General features: G+C 75.2%; 12 protein-coding genes. 4 read left to right on the top strand and 8 right to left on the bottom strand.

Annotated features, from left to right (window positions below):
• Positions 1-117: 117 nt before the first annotated feature.
• A complete protein-coding gene (locus ACQPYX_RS11755; protein ID WP_433803091.1) occupies positions 118-1,572 on the bottom strand; it encodes a multicopper oxidase family protein in 1,455 nt (484 codons plus the stop codon).
• A gap of 1 nt (position 1,573) precedes the next feature.
• The gene (locus ACQPYX_RS11750; RefSeq protein WP_433803090.1) at positions 1,574-2,047 is read right to left on the bottom strand and encodes a hypothetical protein; all 474 of its coding nucleotides are present in this window, start codon (positions 2,045-2,047) and stop codon (positions 1,574-1,576) included.
• Between the two features lie 217 nt (positions 2,048-2,264).
• Between ACQPYX_RS11750 and ACQPYX_RS11745 the strand changes: the two genes are divergently transcribed.
• Positions 2,265-2,594, top strand: a complete 330-nt coding sequence (locus ACQPYX_RS11745) for a PASTA domain-containing protein (protein WP_433803089.1) — start codon at positions 2,265-2,267, stop codon at positions 2,592-2,594.
• A 64-nt stretch (positions 2,595-2,658) separates the two neighbouring features.
• On the opposite strand, the gene ACQPYX_RS11740 is transcribed toward ACQPYX_RS11745, so the two are convergent.
• The 5 genes from ACQPYX_RS11740 to ACQPYX_RS11720 form a co-directional block, all read right to left on the bottom strand.
• Complete coding sequence (locus ACQPYX_RS11740; RefSeq protein ID WP_433803088.1) at positions 2,659-2,964, bottom strand: Dabb family protein; 306 nt, start codon at positions 2,962-2,964, stop codon at positions 2,659-2,661.
• A 117-nt stretch (positions 2,965-3,081) separates the two neighbouring features.
• Positions 3,082-4,788, bottom strand: a complete 1,707-nt coding sequence (locus tag ACQPYX_RS11735) for a hypothetical protein (protein WP_433803087.1) — start codon at positions 4,786-4,788, stop codon at positions 3,082-3,084.
• A 189-nt stretch (positions 4,789-4,977) separates the two neighbouring features.
• Positions 4,978-6,033, bottom strand: coding sequence for a GDP-mannose 4,6-dehydratase (gene gmd, locus ACQPYX_RS11730; RefSeq protein ID WP_433803086.1), 1,056 nt, complete (start codon positions 6,031-6,033; stop codon positions 4,978-4,980).
• Between the two features lie 103 nt (positions 6,034-6,136).
• The gene (locus tag ACQPYX_RS11725; RefSeq protein ID WP_433803085.1) at positions 6,137-8,401 is read right to left on the bottom strand and encodes a transglycosylase domain-containing protein; all 2,265 of its coding nucleotides are present in this window, start codon (positions 8,399-8,401) and stop codon (positions 6,137-6,139) included.
• A gap of 111 nt (positions 8,402-8,512) precedes the next feature.
• A complete protein-coding gene (locus ACQPYX_RS11720) occupies positions 8,513-9,745 on the bottom strand; it encodes a cytochrome P450 (protein ID WP_433803084.1) in 1,233 nt (410 codons plus the stop codon).
• A 306-nt stretch (positions 9,746-10,051) separates the two neighbouring features.
• On the opposite strand from ACQPYX_RS11720, the gene ACQPYX_RS11715 reads away from it, so the two are divergent.
• Positions 10,052-11,734, top strand: a complete 1,683-nt coding sequence (locus ACQPYX_RS11715) for a hypothetical protein (protein ID WP_433803083.1) — start codon at positions 10,052-10,054, stop codon at positions 11,732-11,734.
• 105 nt (positions 11,735-11,839) lie between these two features.
• Positions 11,840-12,073: a hypothetical protein gene (locus ACQPYX_RS11710; protein ID WP_433803082.1), complete on the top strand. Its 234-nt coding sequence runs from the start codon at positions 11,840-11,842 to the stop codon at positions 12,071-12,073.
• 129 nt (positions 12,074-12,202) lie between these two features.
• Here the strand turns inward: ACQPYX_RS11710 and ACQPYX_RS11705 are convergent, their stop codons facing one another.
• Positions 12,203-12,808, bottom strand: a complete 606-nt coding sequence (locus ACQPYX_RS11705; RefSeq protein ID WP_433803081.1) for a hypothetical protein — start codon at positions 12,806-12,808, stop codon at positions 12,203-12,205.
• 136 nt (positions 12,809-12,944) lie between these two features.
• On the opposite strand from ACQPYX_RS11705, the gene ACQPYX_RS11700 reads away from it, so the two are divergent.
• Entirely contained in the window at positions 12,945-14,186 is a 1,242-nt protein-coding gene (locus ACQPYX_RS11700; protein ID WP_433803080.1) for a hypothetical protein, read from the top strand.
• Positions 14,187-14,213 lie beyond the last annotated feature (27 nt).

Raw genomic sequence — 14,213 nt, 5'->3', positions numbered from 1 at the left:
GCAGTGCGTCACTGCTTGCACTCGACGCCAGGAAAGACGGCATCGTCGCCCGCGATCCGACGGTGCCGCTTTTCCTGTCACTGGGTGCAAGCAGTGACGCATTGCTTGCACCCGGCCCTACTCCGGGTCGTTCGGGGTGTCCGGGCCGGCGCGGTACGGGGTCGTCACGCCCTCGTACATCAGGTGCGCCACGAGCCCCTGCTTCGGATGGGCCAGGTTGTGGCAGTGGTCCATCCACACGCCGGGGTTGTCGGCGACGAACGCGACGTCGTAGGTCGCGCCGTCGGGGACGTCCAGGGAGTCGATCCACCACGGGCTCCCGGTCGCCGGCACCCCGTTGCGGGCGAGCACCACCGCGTGGTGCCCGTGCAGGTGCATCGGGTGGACCTCGCCGGAGGAGTTGCTGATGCGCATCCGCACCACGTCGCCCTCGCGCACCATGAACATCGGCACGTCGGGGTACATCCCGCCGTTGATCGTCCAGTACAGCCCCGGGACCCCGCCGACGAAGCCCGGGCGGCGGCCGATCGCGTAGTCGAACACGCGGTTCGGGGTCGTCGGGTCGAAGCCGAGCGCGACCGGTGAGCCGTAGCTCAGCAGGTCGACCGTCGCGGTCGGCACCGGCGCCGGGGCACCACCACCGCCCACGACGACCGCGGCGCCCCCGAGCTCGATGCGCGCCGGCGCCACGACCTCCAGGTCGGCCCGGCCGCCCGCGGTGACCAGGACGGCCGCGCCGGTCACGGGGGTCGGCGCGTGCACGTCGGTCCCGTCGACCGCGAGCACCCGGTAGGGCGCCGCCGACCAGGCGCGCATCGGCCCGTCGTCGGTGTTGGTGACCCGCACCCGCACCGTGCTGCCCGGCGCCGCGGGCACCGCGAGCTCCCCCGGCGCGCCGTTCACCGTGCGCCGCCCGTCGAACAGGTGCACGAGGGCGGTCGCGTCGGGTCCCACGCCCCCGGGCGGCTCCACCACGAGCGACCCGAACAGCCCACCCTTGACCTGCTCGTCCGCGACCTGGTGCGAGTGGTACCAGTACGTCCCGACCTGGTCGGCGCGGAAGCGGTAGACGAACTCCTGACCGGGCAGCACCGCGTCCTGGGTCACGCCGGCCACGCCGTCGTCCCCGTTCGGCACGTCGAGGCCGTGCCAGTGCAGCGTGATCCCCCGCGCCACGTTCTCGTTGAGCAGACGCACGACGACGACCTGGCCCGCCACGGCCCGGATCTCCGGCCCCGGCGTCCGGCCGTTCAGCGTGTAGCGCGAGCCGTCGGCCCGGGCGACCAGCGTGACCGTGACGTCCGCGGGGACCGAGGCAGGCAGCCGCAGCGTGTCCACCGGGCGCCCGCCCATGCCGTCGTGACCGTGACCGGTCATCACGGCCGGACCGCCCCCGTCGTCGGGAACGCCCATGTCGGCCACGGACCAGCTGCCCGCGGGCAGGCTCGCGGCCCAGAACCAGGCGATGGACGCGAGGACGACGAGCGTCGCCAGCACCGCGATCAGCGTGCGACGACGGGTGCGGCGGCCGCGCGCCGCGACCGCCGTCCTCGGCGGGGCCTGGGTGAGCACCTCAGGCGACGGGTGCGTGGTGGCTGCCCGTCGCGGCGGGCTCCCGCGTCGCGTCGGCGGCGCTGCTGCGACGCGCCGCGACGAGCGCGACCACGAGCAGCCCCAGGGCGACGGCGCCGTGCAGCATCCCGAGCGCGGGGATCGCGTGGGCGAAGATGCCGAGGGCGACCTGGACGACGGTCAGCACGAACGCCGCGGCGCCCCACGCGATCGCTCCCGGGAACCGGGCGAAGAACGAGGAGATGAGGAAGAGCAGCGCGAGCGCCGGCACGATGAGGGTCCCGTTCATCCCGTGGACCATGAAGCCGGTGACGCCGTCGAAGACGACGCTCTCGCTCTCCATCCCCGCCTTGTCCAGCACTCCCCCGCCCTCGATCCAGGCGGTGAGGCCGAAGATCGCCCAGGCGATGGCGGCCGCCTGGACGATGACCTCGAGCGCGAGCAGGTAGGCCAGGACACGGTAGACGGCGCGCATCACGTTCCCCCGGGTTCGATCACGGTGTGGTGGATCTCGCGTCCGCATCCGTGAGCCGTCGTCTCGATTCGCCGGATTCGAGCGGAGTGGCGGCTACTCTAAGTCCACATTGTGATCGACATCCTAGTCTTTACGGGTGAATCACCCTGTCCAGCGATCGTGACACGCCGCGGACACCCCGCCGACACGACGCGTCACCGGTCGGTACCGTTGGGGCATGGCCGACAGCCTCACCGACACGACCACGGTCCCCGAGCTCGTCGGGCTCGCCGCGGCCGACGCCCACGACGCGGCCCTCGACGCGCGCCTGCTGGCGATCCCGCAGAACGCCCGGCACACCGGCGCGGGGCGCAGCATCATCACCAACCAGCGCCCCAAGGCGGGTGCCACGGCGACGCCCGGCGACACCATCATGATCTGGGTCGACGACCCGGCCGCCGGTCCGAGCACCGACGAGGGTCCCGACGACGACGGGTCCGGCGGCGGTGGCGGCGGCTCCCGCCTGCCCGACGGCCCGAAGACCACCCCCACCGCGGGCGCCAAGTAGCGCCCACCGCTCCCGGGCCCGGCCCACGACCTCGTCGTGCGCCGGGCTCGTCGTGTCTCCGGGCTCAGTGCCCGAACTGCACCGCCGAGCGCGCGGCGATGAGCGGGGCGATCTGCTCGGCGATGATCCGCTTGTGCTCCGGGTGGTCGCGGTAGCGCAGGTAGGCGTCCTGGTCGGTGAACGTCGCCGACACGGCGAAGTGGGCGTTGCCCTGGTTCACCCCGAGGTCCGGCCCCGCCTGCCACGACTCGAGGCCCTCGAGCCCCTCCTTGCGGTCGATCCACTCCTGCAGGTTCCGCAGGATGTCCGCGACGGTCCCGGCCGAGGTGCCCTCGACCCAGCTGAACGTGACGACGTGCGTGACGGCCATGCCGCACACCCTGCCATCCCGGTCCCGACGAGTCGTCGGGTCGGCCTCACGTGATCACCGAGCACCTGCGGTGGTCGGCCGGACCTGCGCGCCACCGCAGGGGCTCGGTGATCACGGTCAGGGCTGCGACCGCGCCGCGAGCGGGACCACCCGGGCCGCCGGGGCCGCGTCGTCGGCCGGCTCGGCGGAGTCGGCCGACTCGACGGCGTCCGCGCCGGCCTCGTCGGGATCCTCGTCCCCGTCGTCTGACGATGTGGCGTCCCTGTCACTGGACGCAAGCAACGACGCTTCGCTGTCACCGGAGGGGGCGCCGGAGCCGGTGGTGAGAGGCGGCAGCGCCGCCAACCCCGTCCGCGCCCGCGCCACCACCGCCGGGTCGGCGGCCGCCAGGGCCGCCGTGAACGCCGCGCGGGCCGCGTCGGGGTGACCGGTCGACGACTCGAGCGTGCCGAGCTGGCAGGCCGCCTCGACGGCGAGGGCGGGGTCGCGGGAGCGGCGCAGCACCGTGAGCAGGGTCCGGGCGTCGGCGATCCGCCCCTGGCGCAGGGCGATGTCGGCGAGCACGACCTGCACGCCGAGCTGATCGGCGGCCTGGTCGAGGTGGCGGCGGGCGCGGTCGAGCCGGTCGTAGCGGTAGAACACGAGGCCGAGCCCGCGGTGCGCCGCCCGGGCCTGCTCCTCGTCGCCCACCGCGATGACGTAGGCGAACCACTGTGCGGCCTCGCGGTCGCGCTCCAGCCCGGCGTAGCCGCGGGCGATCCGCAGGGCGACGACGGGGCCGAGCGGGTCGGGCTCGAGGTCGGTCACCATCGCCGCCGCGAGGCTGTCCAGCCCGGCCGCGAGCATGGTGCGGGCGGCCGCGTAGCGCGCGTGGTGGTCGAGGCGGGCGGCGATGCAGGCGACGAGCTCGGCCGACGGCAGGCGGGCGAGGTCGACGAGCACCCGGGCGGGCGCGAGGTGCCGCTCCCCGCCGCGGGTCGTCCGCACGAGCCAGCCGGCCTCGACCAGACCCGTCACGATCGCCGTGAGGTCGCCGGCGGCGTCGTCGGGACGCAGGGCGTCCAGGGTCTCGAGGTCGAGCGCCGTGGGGATCCCCAGTCGGTGCCACACCGCGGCCAGGCGCACGACGTCCCCGGACGGCCCGGCGAAGGCCTCGCGGGCCGCCTCGAGCGGGGAGACCAGGTCGCCGACCCGGCGCCCGACCACGCGCGGCACGCCCCGGGCGGCCACCAGGGGGTGCGCCTCGCGCCCGACGACCTCGGCGGGCGTCAGCGGGGCGACCACGACCGGCGCGAAGCGCGGCGCGGCGAGCTCCCCGCGCGAGAGCGGGGCCAGCCCCCAGCGCACGGTGAACACGAGCCGCACCACGGTGTCGCGGTCGGCCCGACAGGCGGCGAGCACGTCCCCGCGGACCTGGTCGAGCAGGGCGAGCGGGGCGTCGTCGCACCAGACGACGACCGGGCGGGACGCGGACGCCCGCTTGCGGGCCCGCTCGACGACCTCGTCGAGCCGCGCGCGGTACGGGTCGTCGATCGCGACGAACAGGTCGTCGGCCCGGTGCCGCCGCACGCCGTGCGCCGCGGTGCGGGTGACCCCCGCCGAGGGCGGTCCGGTCACGACGACGACGGGGTGGGTCCGGGCGGTCAGCAGCTCGGCGAGCCGTTCGTCCGCGGCCCGCGGCAGGTAGTCGGCGTCGAGATCGCCGCGGCCGGTGTCGGGCAGCGCCGCCGTGGTGCCCACGCGGACGCCGACGAGCTTCTCGGCGACGCGCCCGAGGGAGGGCGCGCGCCGGGGACGGTCGGTCGGTGCCGAGGGAGCTCCCACGTACGCAGTGTGACGTATCGACCGCTTTTCGGTCACGTTTCGTCACGGTTCCGACCACCATCGAGCAGTCGCCGCCCGTGTGGTCGACCCGCAGGTCGACGCGTCGTGCACCGCTGTGGTGGGGCGTGGGTGACGGTCCCCCGGAACCCGGCCGGACCCGTCACACAGCGTGTCCGGCTCGTGTCCGGTTCAGCCCGCGATCGACCGGTCCTCGAAGCCCGGACCGGGGAACGGGGCGACCTCGGCGGTCGGTCCCTGCAGGTGCGACAGCTCGGCGTCGACCATGATGCGCGTGAGCTCGGGGGTGAACGTGCGGGGCCGCCAGCCCAGCTCGCGGGCGGCCTTCGACGGGTCGCCGATGAGGGCGTCGACCTCGGTAGGGCGCAGGTAGCGCTCGTCGAAGCGCACGTGGCGGGTCCAGTCGAGACCGACGTGCGCGAAGCTCAGCCGTGCGAAGTCCTCGACGGTGTACGCGGTGCCGGTGGCGAGGACGTAGTCGGCGGGCTCGCCGGTCTGCAGCATGGCCCACATGCCCTCGACGTACTCGGGCGCGAAGCCCCAGTCGCGCACGGCGTCCAGGTTGCCGAGGTAGACGTGCTGCTCGAGGCCCAGCGCGATCCGGGCCGCGGCGCGGGCGATCTTGCGGGTCACGAAGGTCTCGCCGCGGCGCGGGGACTCGTGGTTGAACAGGATGCCGTTGACCGCGAACAGGCCGTACGCCTCGCGGTAGTTGCGGGCGGTCCAGTACCCGAACACCTTGGACACGCCGTAGGGCGAGCGCGGGTGGAACGGCGTCAGCTCGTCCTGCGGCGGGGGCGTCGCGCCGAACATCTCCGAGCTCGACGCCTGGTAGAAGCGCACGTCCAGACCGATCATCCGGATCGCCTCGAGCAGTCGCACCGTCCCGACGCCGGTGGTGTTCGCGGTGAACTCCGGTTCGTCGAACGAGACGCGCACGTGGGACTGGGCGGCCAGGTGGTAGACCTCGTCCGGCGCGATCTCGGAGAGCAGCGACACCAGCCGCGAGGAGTCGGTCAGGTCGCCGTAGTGCAGGTGCAACCGTGCTCCGGGCTCGTGCGGGTCGCGGTAGAGGTGGTCGATGCGGTGGGTGTTGAACGTCGACGCCCGCCGGATCAGGCCGTGCACGTGGTAGCCCTTGGCGAGCAGGAACTCCGCGAGGTACGAGCCGTCCTGGCCGGTGATCCCGGTGATGAACGCGGTCTTCGTGGTCGGCGTCTGGTTCACGCGCGAGGTCCTCTCGTGGGGCGGTCGGGCCGAGGCGAGACGCGCCGACCCGCACCCCCTGTCGCGAACCACGGTCGGAACCACCCGATCGGGTGGTCCCGGCTCACGGAGAGGTGGGTGCCGCCGGCGGTGGCGCGACGTGCCCGGAGGACGCGACCAGCGCGATCGTCTGGCCCGCGATGCCCTGTCCGCCGCCCCCGCCAGGTGTCTGTCCCACCACGGTGCCCGCAGGTGACCGGTTGTCGACCTGCGACGTCGTCACCACGAACCCGGCCGCCCGCAGGGCCGCCGCCGCCGCCTCGATCGGCTGCCCGATCTCCTGCGGCACGGTGATCCGGTTGCCGCCGGTGACGAAGCGCGGGTCGGTCGCGGGCAGTGGCAGCACCGGCTGGCCCGCCAGGACGGTGGTCATCGCCTGGTAGTAGGTGGCGGCCGGGGTCTCGCCACCGAACAGGTTGCCGGTCGCGCAGGTGGTCGGCGGGGTGCCGTAGCAGATCGGCCGGGGCGACGACGAGTCGTCGAAGACGATGGAGGCTCCCGACATCTGCGGGGTCGCCCCGACGAAGGCGCCCGACTCGGAGATCTCCGTCGTGCCGGTCTTGGCCGCCGTCGGCCGGTTCCACCCGGCCGCCACGGCGGAGGCCGCCGAGGTGCCGCCGGGCTGGTCGTCCTTGGACAGGCCGGTCATGAGGGTGTCCGCGAGCTGCGGCGGGAGGGCCTGGTGGCAGGCGGTCGTCGGGACGGCCACCGGGGCCCCGGTGGCGTCGGTGACCGACATGATCGGGTCGGGCGGGCACCACGTGCCGTGCGAGGCCAGGGTCGCGCCGACGCTCGCGAGCTCCAGCGGGCTGGTCGGGGTCGGGCCGAGGGTGAACGACGCCTGGTTCTGGGCCTTCACCGTGTCGGCGATCGAGGGCCCGCCGTTCGCGGTCGGCTTCGCCAGGGAGGTCATGCCCATGTTCACGGCCATGTCGACCACCGGCGCCACGCCCGTCGTCTCCTCCAGCTTGACGAAGGCGGTGTTCGGCGATTGCGCGAGCGCGTCCTGCAGTGTCAGCTGGCCCGGGTAGTTGCCGTCGTTCGCGACGACGAAGCCGGGCGAGAGGGGCGAGGCGTACCCCGACGCCGGCACCGGGATGACGTTGGAGATCCCGCCGCCGCCCATGAGGTAGGTCGCGGCGGTGAAGATCTTGTAGACCGACCCGGCGCCGAGGTTCTCCGGCTCCGCGGGCAGGTCGTAGGTGGTCTGGCCGGCGGCCGCGTCGAGCCCGTAGCCGCGGTTCGCCGCGAGCGCCCGCACCGGGTGCGACGTCGCGCCGGGCTGGACGATCGCGAGGGTGTCGGCCACGTGCGGCTGCGTCGGCGGGACCTTCGCGTCCACGGCCTGCTCGGCGGCGGCCATCGCGGTCGGGTCCAGGGTGGTGCGCACGGTGTAGCCGCCCGAGCGCAGCTGCTCCGGGGTGATCCCGGCCTGGTCGAGGTAGTCGAGCACGTAGCTGCAGAAGAACCCGTCGTCGCCGGCCCCGACGCACCCGTTGGCGATCCCGTGCAGCGGGGCCGCGACGCCGAGCGGGGACGCCGTGGCGGCCGCCGCCTGCTCCGGGGTCAGCTCGCCCTGCTGGCGCATCTGGTCGATGACGACGTTGCGACGGCCGGTGGCGGCCTGCGGGTGGTTCACCGGGTCGTACGCCGTCGGGCTCTGCACCATCCCGGCGAGCAGGGCCGCCTGGGGCACCGTGAGCTGGTCGGGCGTCTCGTTGAAGTAGGTGCGCGCCGCGGCCGCCACCCCGTAGGACTGGTTGCCCAGGTACACGACGTTCAGGTAGCGGGTGAGGATCTCGTCCTTGGACAGCGAGTGGTCGAGCTGCTCGGCGACGCGCGCCTCGCGCAGCTTGCGCCCGAAGGTCGCCTCGGTGGCCTTGAGCTGCTCGGCGGGGGTCTTCGCCGCGACATACTCGTCGTAGTTCTTCACGTACTGCTCGGTCAGCGTCGAGGCGCCTTGCGTCGAGCCCCCGGAGCCGTTGTTCACCACGGCCCGCACGATGGAGCGCGGGTCGAGCCCGGACTCGCTGAAGAAGCGGCGGTCCTCGATCGCGACGATGGCCGCCTTCATCGTCACCGCGATCTGGTCGGACCGGACGATCTGACGATTCTGGTCATAGAGGTACGCAATGGGCGCACCGTTCATGTCGGTGATCGTCGTGATCGAGGGCATGTCGCCCCCGATCACGCCCGGCGCGGTGTCCTGCGCACCGACGATGGCCTCGCTCGACAGCAAGCCCAGGCCTCCGACCAGCGGGAACGCCATCCCCGCCACGAGAATCCCGGCAATCACCGTGACGGCCAGCAGCCGCACCTTCGACGTCATCGACCCCAGACCAGACCAATTCGGACGATTTCCCGACGACGGGTCCTCCCGCCCTCGCGACCATTCTGACGCGTCGTCGGGAAAAGCGGTGTCAGCGCCTCACCGCGTGCCTCACCATGTGACCGGAAGAGCATGGACGCCGTACACGACCATCGCGTCGCGGAACGCGATCTCGTCGAGCGGCGTGTCCACCCGCAGCGTCGGGAAGCGGCGCAGCAGCGCCGGGTAGGCGATCTGCAGCTCGACGCGGGCGAGCTGCTGGCCCAGGCACTGGTGCACGCCGTGACCGAACGCGACGTGGTGGTTCGGGGTGCGGTCGACGTCGAGGGCGTCGGGGTCGGCGAACACCTCCGGGTCGCGGTTCGCGATCTCGCCGGCCGCGATCACGCCCTCCCCCGCACGGATCGTCACCCCGCCGAGCTCGACGTCCTCGGTGGCCACCCGACGCCGGCCGAAGTGGGTGACGGTGAGCAGCCGCAGGAGCTCCTCGACCGCACCCTCGACCGACTCGCCCGCGCGCACCTTCGCGGCCTGTTCCGGGTCCTGCAGCAGCAGGAGGGTGCCCAGCGCGATCATGTTCGCGGTCGTCTCGTGGCCCGCGACGAGCAGCAGCAGTCCCATCGAGGCCGCCTGGTGGCGGGTGATCTCCCTGGTGAGCACGTGGCGCACGGCGAGCCGACCCAGCAGGTCGTCCTCCGAGCGCGAGGCCTCCCGCTCGGCGACGAGGCCCTCGAGGTAGGCCAGCAGTTCGTTGGAGGCGGCCACCGAGTCCTCCACCGAGGACCGGGTGTCGATCAGCGTGTGCGACCGGGCCTGGAAGAACGGGTGGTCGGCGTAGGGCACGCCGAGCATCCGGCAGATGACGAGGCTGGGCAGCGGGAGCGCGAAGGCCTGGACGAGGTCGACCGGCTGCTCCTGCGCGGCCATCGCGTCGAGCAGGTCGTCGACGGCCTCGGTGATCATCGGCCGGAGCCGCCGGATCGCCTTGACGCTGAACTCGCTGATCAGCATCTTGCGGAAGAACGCGTGCTGCGGGTCGTCCATCGCGATGAAGCTCGGCGCGGACCGCCGCCGGATCGCGACGCTCGGCGAGGTGGCGGGGTAGCCCGGGGTGAACACGTCGGCGGAGAACCGCTGGTCGGCGAGGACGGCGCGCACGTCGGCGTACCGGGTGACCAGCCAGGGGTGGCTGCCGTCCCACAGCGTGACGCGCCGGATCGGCTCCTGCTCCTGGATCGCGTTGAGTTCCCGCGGCGGGTCGAACGGGCACTGCCGCGCCATCGGGTAGTGCGGGTCCCCGGTGTCCGACGTGCCTGCCGCTGTGGTCTCCACGGTCGCCGTCATGACGGTCAGCCTCCAGTGGTGTTGGTTGCTGAGGCTAACGATAGACCAGGCTCGTCAACGTTGCAGACCGTGCAACGTTTCGAGCCGCCGGCCGGTGTAGCCGATGATCACTCGTTCAGCCGTACCGCCCGTCGAGGCCCCCCGTTCGTGTCCCTCGACCCCGGCGCGTCGACCTCGTGGGATGTCAGGGGCCGCGCCGTCGGGGGGCGCGCCGGACGGGGGTGTGTGGTGGCAGGGTCGTGCTCACGCTGCGGGGCGCCGCGGACGGACGACTGGGCGTTCTGCCGCTCGTGCGGGGCGGTCGACGTGCCCGCACCGCGGCAGGCGCCGCCGGAGGCCCGGGAGGCGCGCGCCGCGGTCGAGGCGCTCGCCCGACACGGGTCCCGCCCGGAGGAGCCCGTGGACCCGCCGTCGGGGCTGCTCCCGACGACGGGCCCCGCGTCCGGTCCCGTGGGACCGCGGTCCGGGCCCGTCCCGGCACCACGGTCGGCCCGCCACTCCGGCCCGATCCCGACGACGGACCGGGAGACCCCCGCACGCCCGGTCCCGCGGCCCCGCCGCCCGGAGGGCGAGGGCCGTCCCGCGGCATGGCCGACGATCGAGCCCGCGCCGCGCCCGGTCCTGCGCCCCGAGCCGTCCGGGCCGTCCGGGTCGTCCGGGCCGTCCGGGCGCCGCGGTCCGGTCGGACACCCGGAACGCGTCCGGGTCCCCCTGCACCACACGCCCGGCGCGGGGGTCCCCCGCGGGCCCGCGACGGTCGGGCGGCCGACCGTGCGCGTGGGATCGGTCGCCGACTGGGGCGCCGCGCTGCTGGCCGCCGTCGCCGTGCTCGCCGTGCTGGCCCTGCCGGGCGCACTGCTGGCGGTGACGCTCGGTGGCGACGCCGCGGGCGGGTCGCCGCTGCTGCTCCTGCCGATCGCCGTCGCGCTCGGGGTCGGCGGGTCGGTGGGCGTCACGGTGGGCTCGATCGGCCTCGGCGCGACCGTCGCCGCCACCCCGCTGCTCGTCACCGGCGCGGCCGTCGCCGTGGGCGCCGCCCTCGTGGTCGCCCGCACCCGGCCCGCCGCCGAGGTGCCGGTGCAGGCCGTCCGCGCCCTCGTCCTGTTCCTCGCCGGGCTCGCGGCCGTCGCCCTGGCGGGACGGGCCGCCGCGGGCGACGGCGCGCTCACCGTCGCCGTCGCGCCGACGCTGGTCGGCGGCGCCGTCTGGTTCGGCGGAGCGCTGGTCCTCGCGATCGCCTGGCGTCGTCCCGACGCGCTGCCGCCCGCCCTCCGCGGCCCGCGCGACCTGCTCGCCGGCCCCGTGGCCGGGCTCGCCGCGATCCTCGGGTCGTGCTGGCTCGCCGGCCTCGCGCTGGTCGTCGCCGCCGTGCTGGCCCGCGCCGGGGCCGTGCCGACCCCCACCGGCCTCGGCGGCACCCTCGGCGGGGGCACCCCGCCCGTCGTCTCCGTCCTGCTCGTCGTCGTCTTCGCGCCCGCGGCCCTGCTCGTGGCGTTCGCCGTCGCCCTCGGGGTGCCACTGACGCCCCGGCTGCCGTTCGCCGACGGCCAGGTCGGCCTGACCCACCTGCTCGGCGAGGGACCGTCCTGGTGGCTCGCCCCACTCGTCGCCGGAGTGGTGTGCACGCTCGGCGGGATGGTCGCGGCCCTGCAGGCTCCGGGTCCGGACGCGGCGGTGCGGCGAGGGTGGGCACTCGGCCCGGCCCTCGCGCTGCTGCTCGCGGCGGCGGTACCCGCGACCGCGGTGGTGGTCGGCCCGTTCGGTCTGCAGCTCGATCTCCCCACCGGCGTCGTGCTCGGTCTGGCCTGGGGCACGGTGGGCGGTCTGCTCGGCGCCGTCGTCGCGCCCGGCCTGCCGCCGGCTCTGCGCTCGGGCCGCCTCGGATCGGCCTCCACCCCGATGGGCCAGGTCACCGGGGTCGTGGTGGTGGTCCTGTTCCTCGCGGCCGCCCTGGTGGTCGGGTTCGCCACCGCAGCCCGACTCGGGTGATGGTTCCTCGTCCGATCGGGTGATCCGGTTAACGGCTGGACGGTCGTGGGCGACACCGACGGTGAGCCCCGTCCGGGGCCACCACACGATGTCGGGGGACACCACATGATCGCCACCGTCGCTGCCGCCGCCGGAGCCGCCGCAGGCGCCTGGCTCGTCGCGCCCTTCGTCTCGATGGCGCGTCGCGGCACGATCGACGACCGCGCCCGGGCCGCCGTGCGCGCCGAGGCCGACCGCGCGGACGCGATCCGCCGGGCCCGTCGTCGGGAGACCCTGGTCCTCGCCGCCTCGATCCCCGCCCCGCGTGCCCCGCAGCGCGAGGAGCTCCTCGTCTCCTGACCGGGCCCGGTGCCGAGCGGTGGCCCGCCGTCGCGCCGAGCGAGCACCTGCGGTGGAGGAGAGGGGTACGGCGCCACCGCACGTGCTCGATGATCATGGCGGTGGGAGCCCGTCGGTCTCCTGACCCCCTCAGGCGCGGAACAGGCGAACCGCGACCCCGTCCGCCACCGGCTCGACGTCCTCGAGCCGGAACCCGCCCGGCACCGTCAGCCCGCTCCCGGGCAGCGGGGGCAGGCGGGCGGGGAGCGGCCACCGGCGTCGTCGGGTGCGCAGCGCCGCCGCCCGCAGCACGAGCCCCTCCTCGGCGACCTCCGGACGCACCTCGAGCGCCACCGCCCGGGGCGCGCGCGACCAGCGCAGCACCGGCACGCCGTCCCGGAGCCCGACGAGCACCGGGGTCGTGGCGCGATCGAGCAGGGCCTGCACGGTCGGCGTCGGCAGCGTGCCCGTCACCGTCACCCCCGCGGGCTCCAGCGCCCCGGAGAGCCGGACGTCGACGGTCGCCACGTGCACCCGCACCCGGGGCACGCTCACCCCCGACCACTCGACGTCCGTCGCCTCCACCTGCACGTCGCGGACCCGCCCCGGGCGCAGCAGCGAGCCGCCCGCGAACGTCACCGACGCCACCCGCAGCCGCACCGGGCCCGCCGCGGTGGGCAGCGTGAGGACCCGGTCCCGCGCCCCGGCGGCCACCGCCGTGCGCAGCAGCGCGAACCACGCGTCCGCGAGTCCCATGATCGGCCAGTGTGCGGCGCCCGACGGCCGCACCTCCCGCCGGGTCCGTCCGTTCTGTGGTGCCATGGGTGCCATGGAGCAGTGCCGGCAATGCGGCGGGGGGCCGGTGCAGGGCGGATGGTGCCGGTCGTGCGGCATGCCCGCGGCCTCTCCCCCGGTCCCGACGACGGGTCCTGCCGCGGCTCCCCCGCCGGGCGGCACCCTCGTCCAGCACGGCGGGCCGTACCCCGCCGACCCGTACACCGCCGGCCCGCGCCCCGCCGGCCCGCCGCCCGGCCGCGCCCAGGCGATGCCGGTGCTGCTGTGGGCCGCGATCGGCGCCCTCGCGCTCGCGGCCGTGCTCTGCCTGACGACGCTGATCGGCACGCTCTCCGCCGCGGACGCCCTGTCCTCCGACGAGCTGGCTGTGCTCGCGAGCGCGGCCGGGACCGCGTCGCCCGGCCTCGCGCTGGTGGGCACCGTGTGGTTGGGCCTCGTCGCCGGGTTCCTGGCCCTGGGCAGCCGCCCGGCGCGGGCGTTCACGCTCGTCGGGGCGGTGCTCGGGGTGTGCGCGCTCGTCTCGGGGCTGCTCGTGGTCCCGCTCGCGGCGGCCGCCCTGCTGACGCTGGGCGCGGCCGTCGTCCTCGTGGTGGTCCCCGACGCGCGGGCGTGGTTCACCGGGCCGTACGGGCGGCCCCTGCGCGGCCCGGTGTCGGTGCTGCTGGTGCGCACCGGCGCGCTGGGCGCCGCCGTCGGGTGGGTCCTGGCGGCGGTGGCGCTGGGCGTCATCGGGCTGGTCGCGCTGGCCGGGGGGCTGGTCAGTGCCTCGGTGGGTGCCGACTCCGAGTTCGGCGCCGCGCTCGGCGGGCTGCTCGGCGTCATCGGCGGCTTCGTCCTCGTCGCCGCCGTGTTCTCCGCGGGCCTGGCCGCGGTGCTGTTCTGGGTGTTCGCGGCCCTCGCCCGCACGCCGCCGCGCTCGGCGCGCGGCGCGCGCATCACCGCGACCGTCCTCGCCGGGCTCGCCGGCCTCGCCGCGCTGCTCGCCCTCGACCGGTGGACGTTGCTCGGGCTCGCCGTCGCGGCGGCCGTCGTCGGTGCACTGTGGGTGCCCGACGACGCCCGGGCCCACTTCGGCGACCGGCCGCTGCCCGTCGTGCGGCGCCTGCTCGACCGGGTGCAGGCCCTCGGCCCGGCCCCCGCGGTCCCGGCGGTGGCCGGGCCCGCGACCGGGTCCGCCGCGGCGCCGGAGTGGTACGCCGCACAGGAGCCCGAGCGGACCTGGTCGGAGCGCCCGCCGTCGGGGGGTCCCTCGTCGGGCGCGGAGGCGGCCTGCGCGCTGTGCGGCACCCCGTTCCCGGCGTCGTCCTCCTTCTGCGGGAACTGCGGCGCGCGCAGGTGAGCGTCCCGCCGCCGCGCGGAGCATGAT

Origin of the sequence: Actinomycetospora sp. CA-084318, assembly GCF_050955885.1 — a bacterium.
Taxonomy (GTDB): Bacteria; Actinomycetota; Actinomycetes; order Mycobacteriales; family Pseudonocardiaceae; genus Actinomycetospora.
Note: the sequence above shows the minus strand (reverse complement) of the source record. Positions and strands in the feature narration are given on the sequence as shown.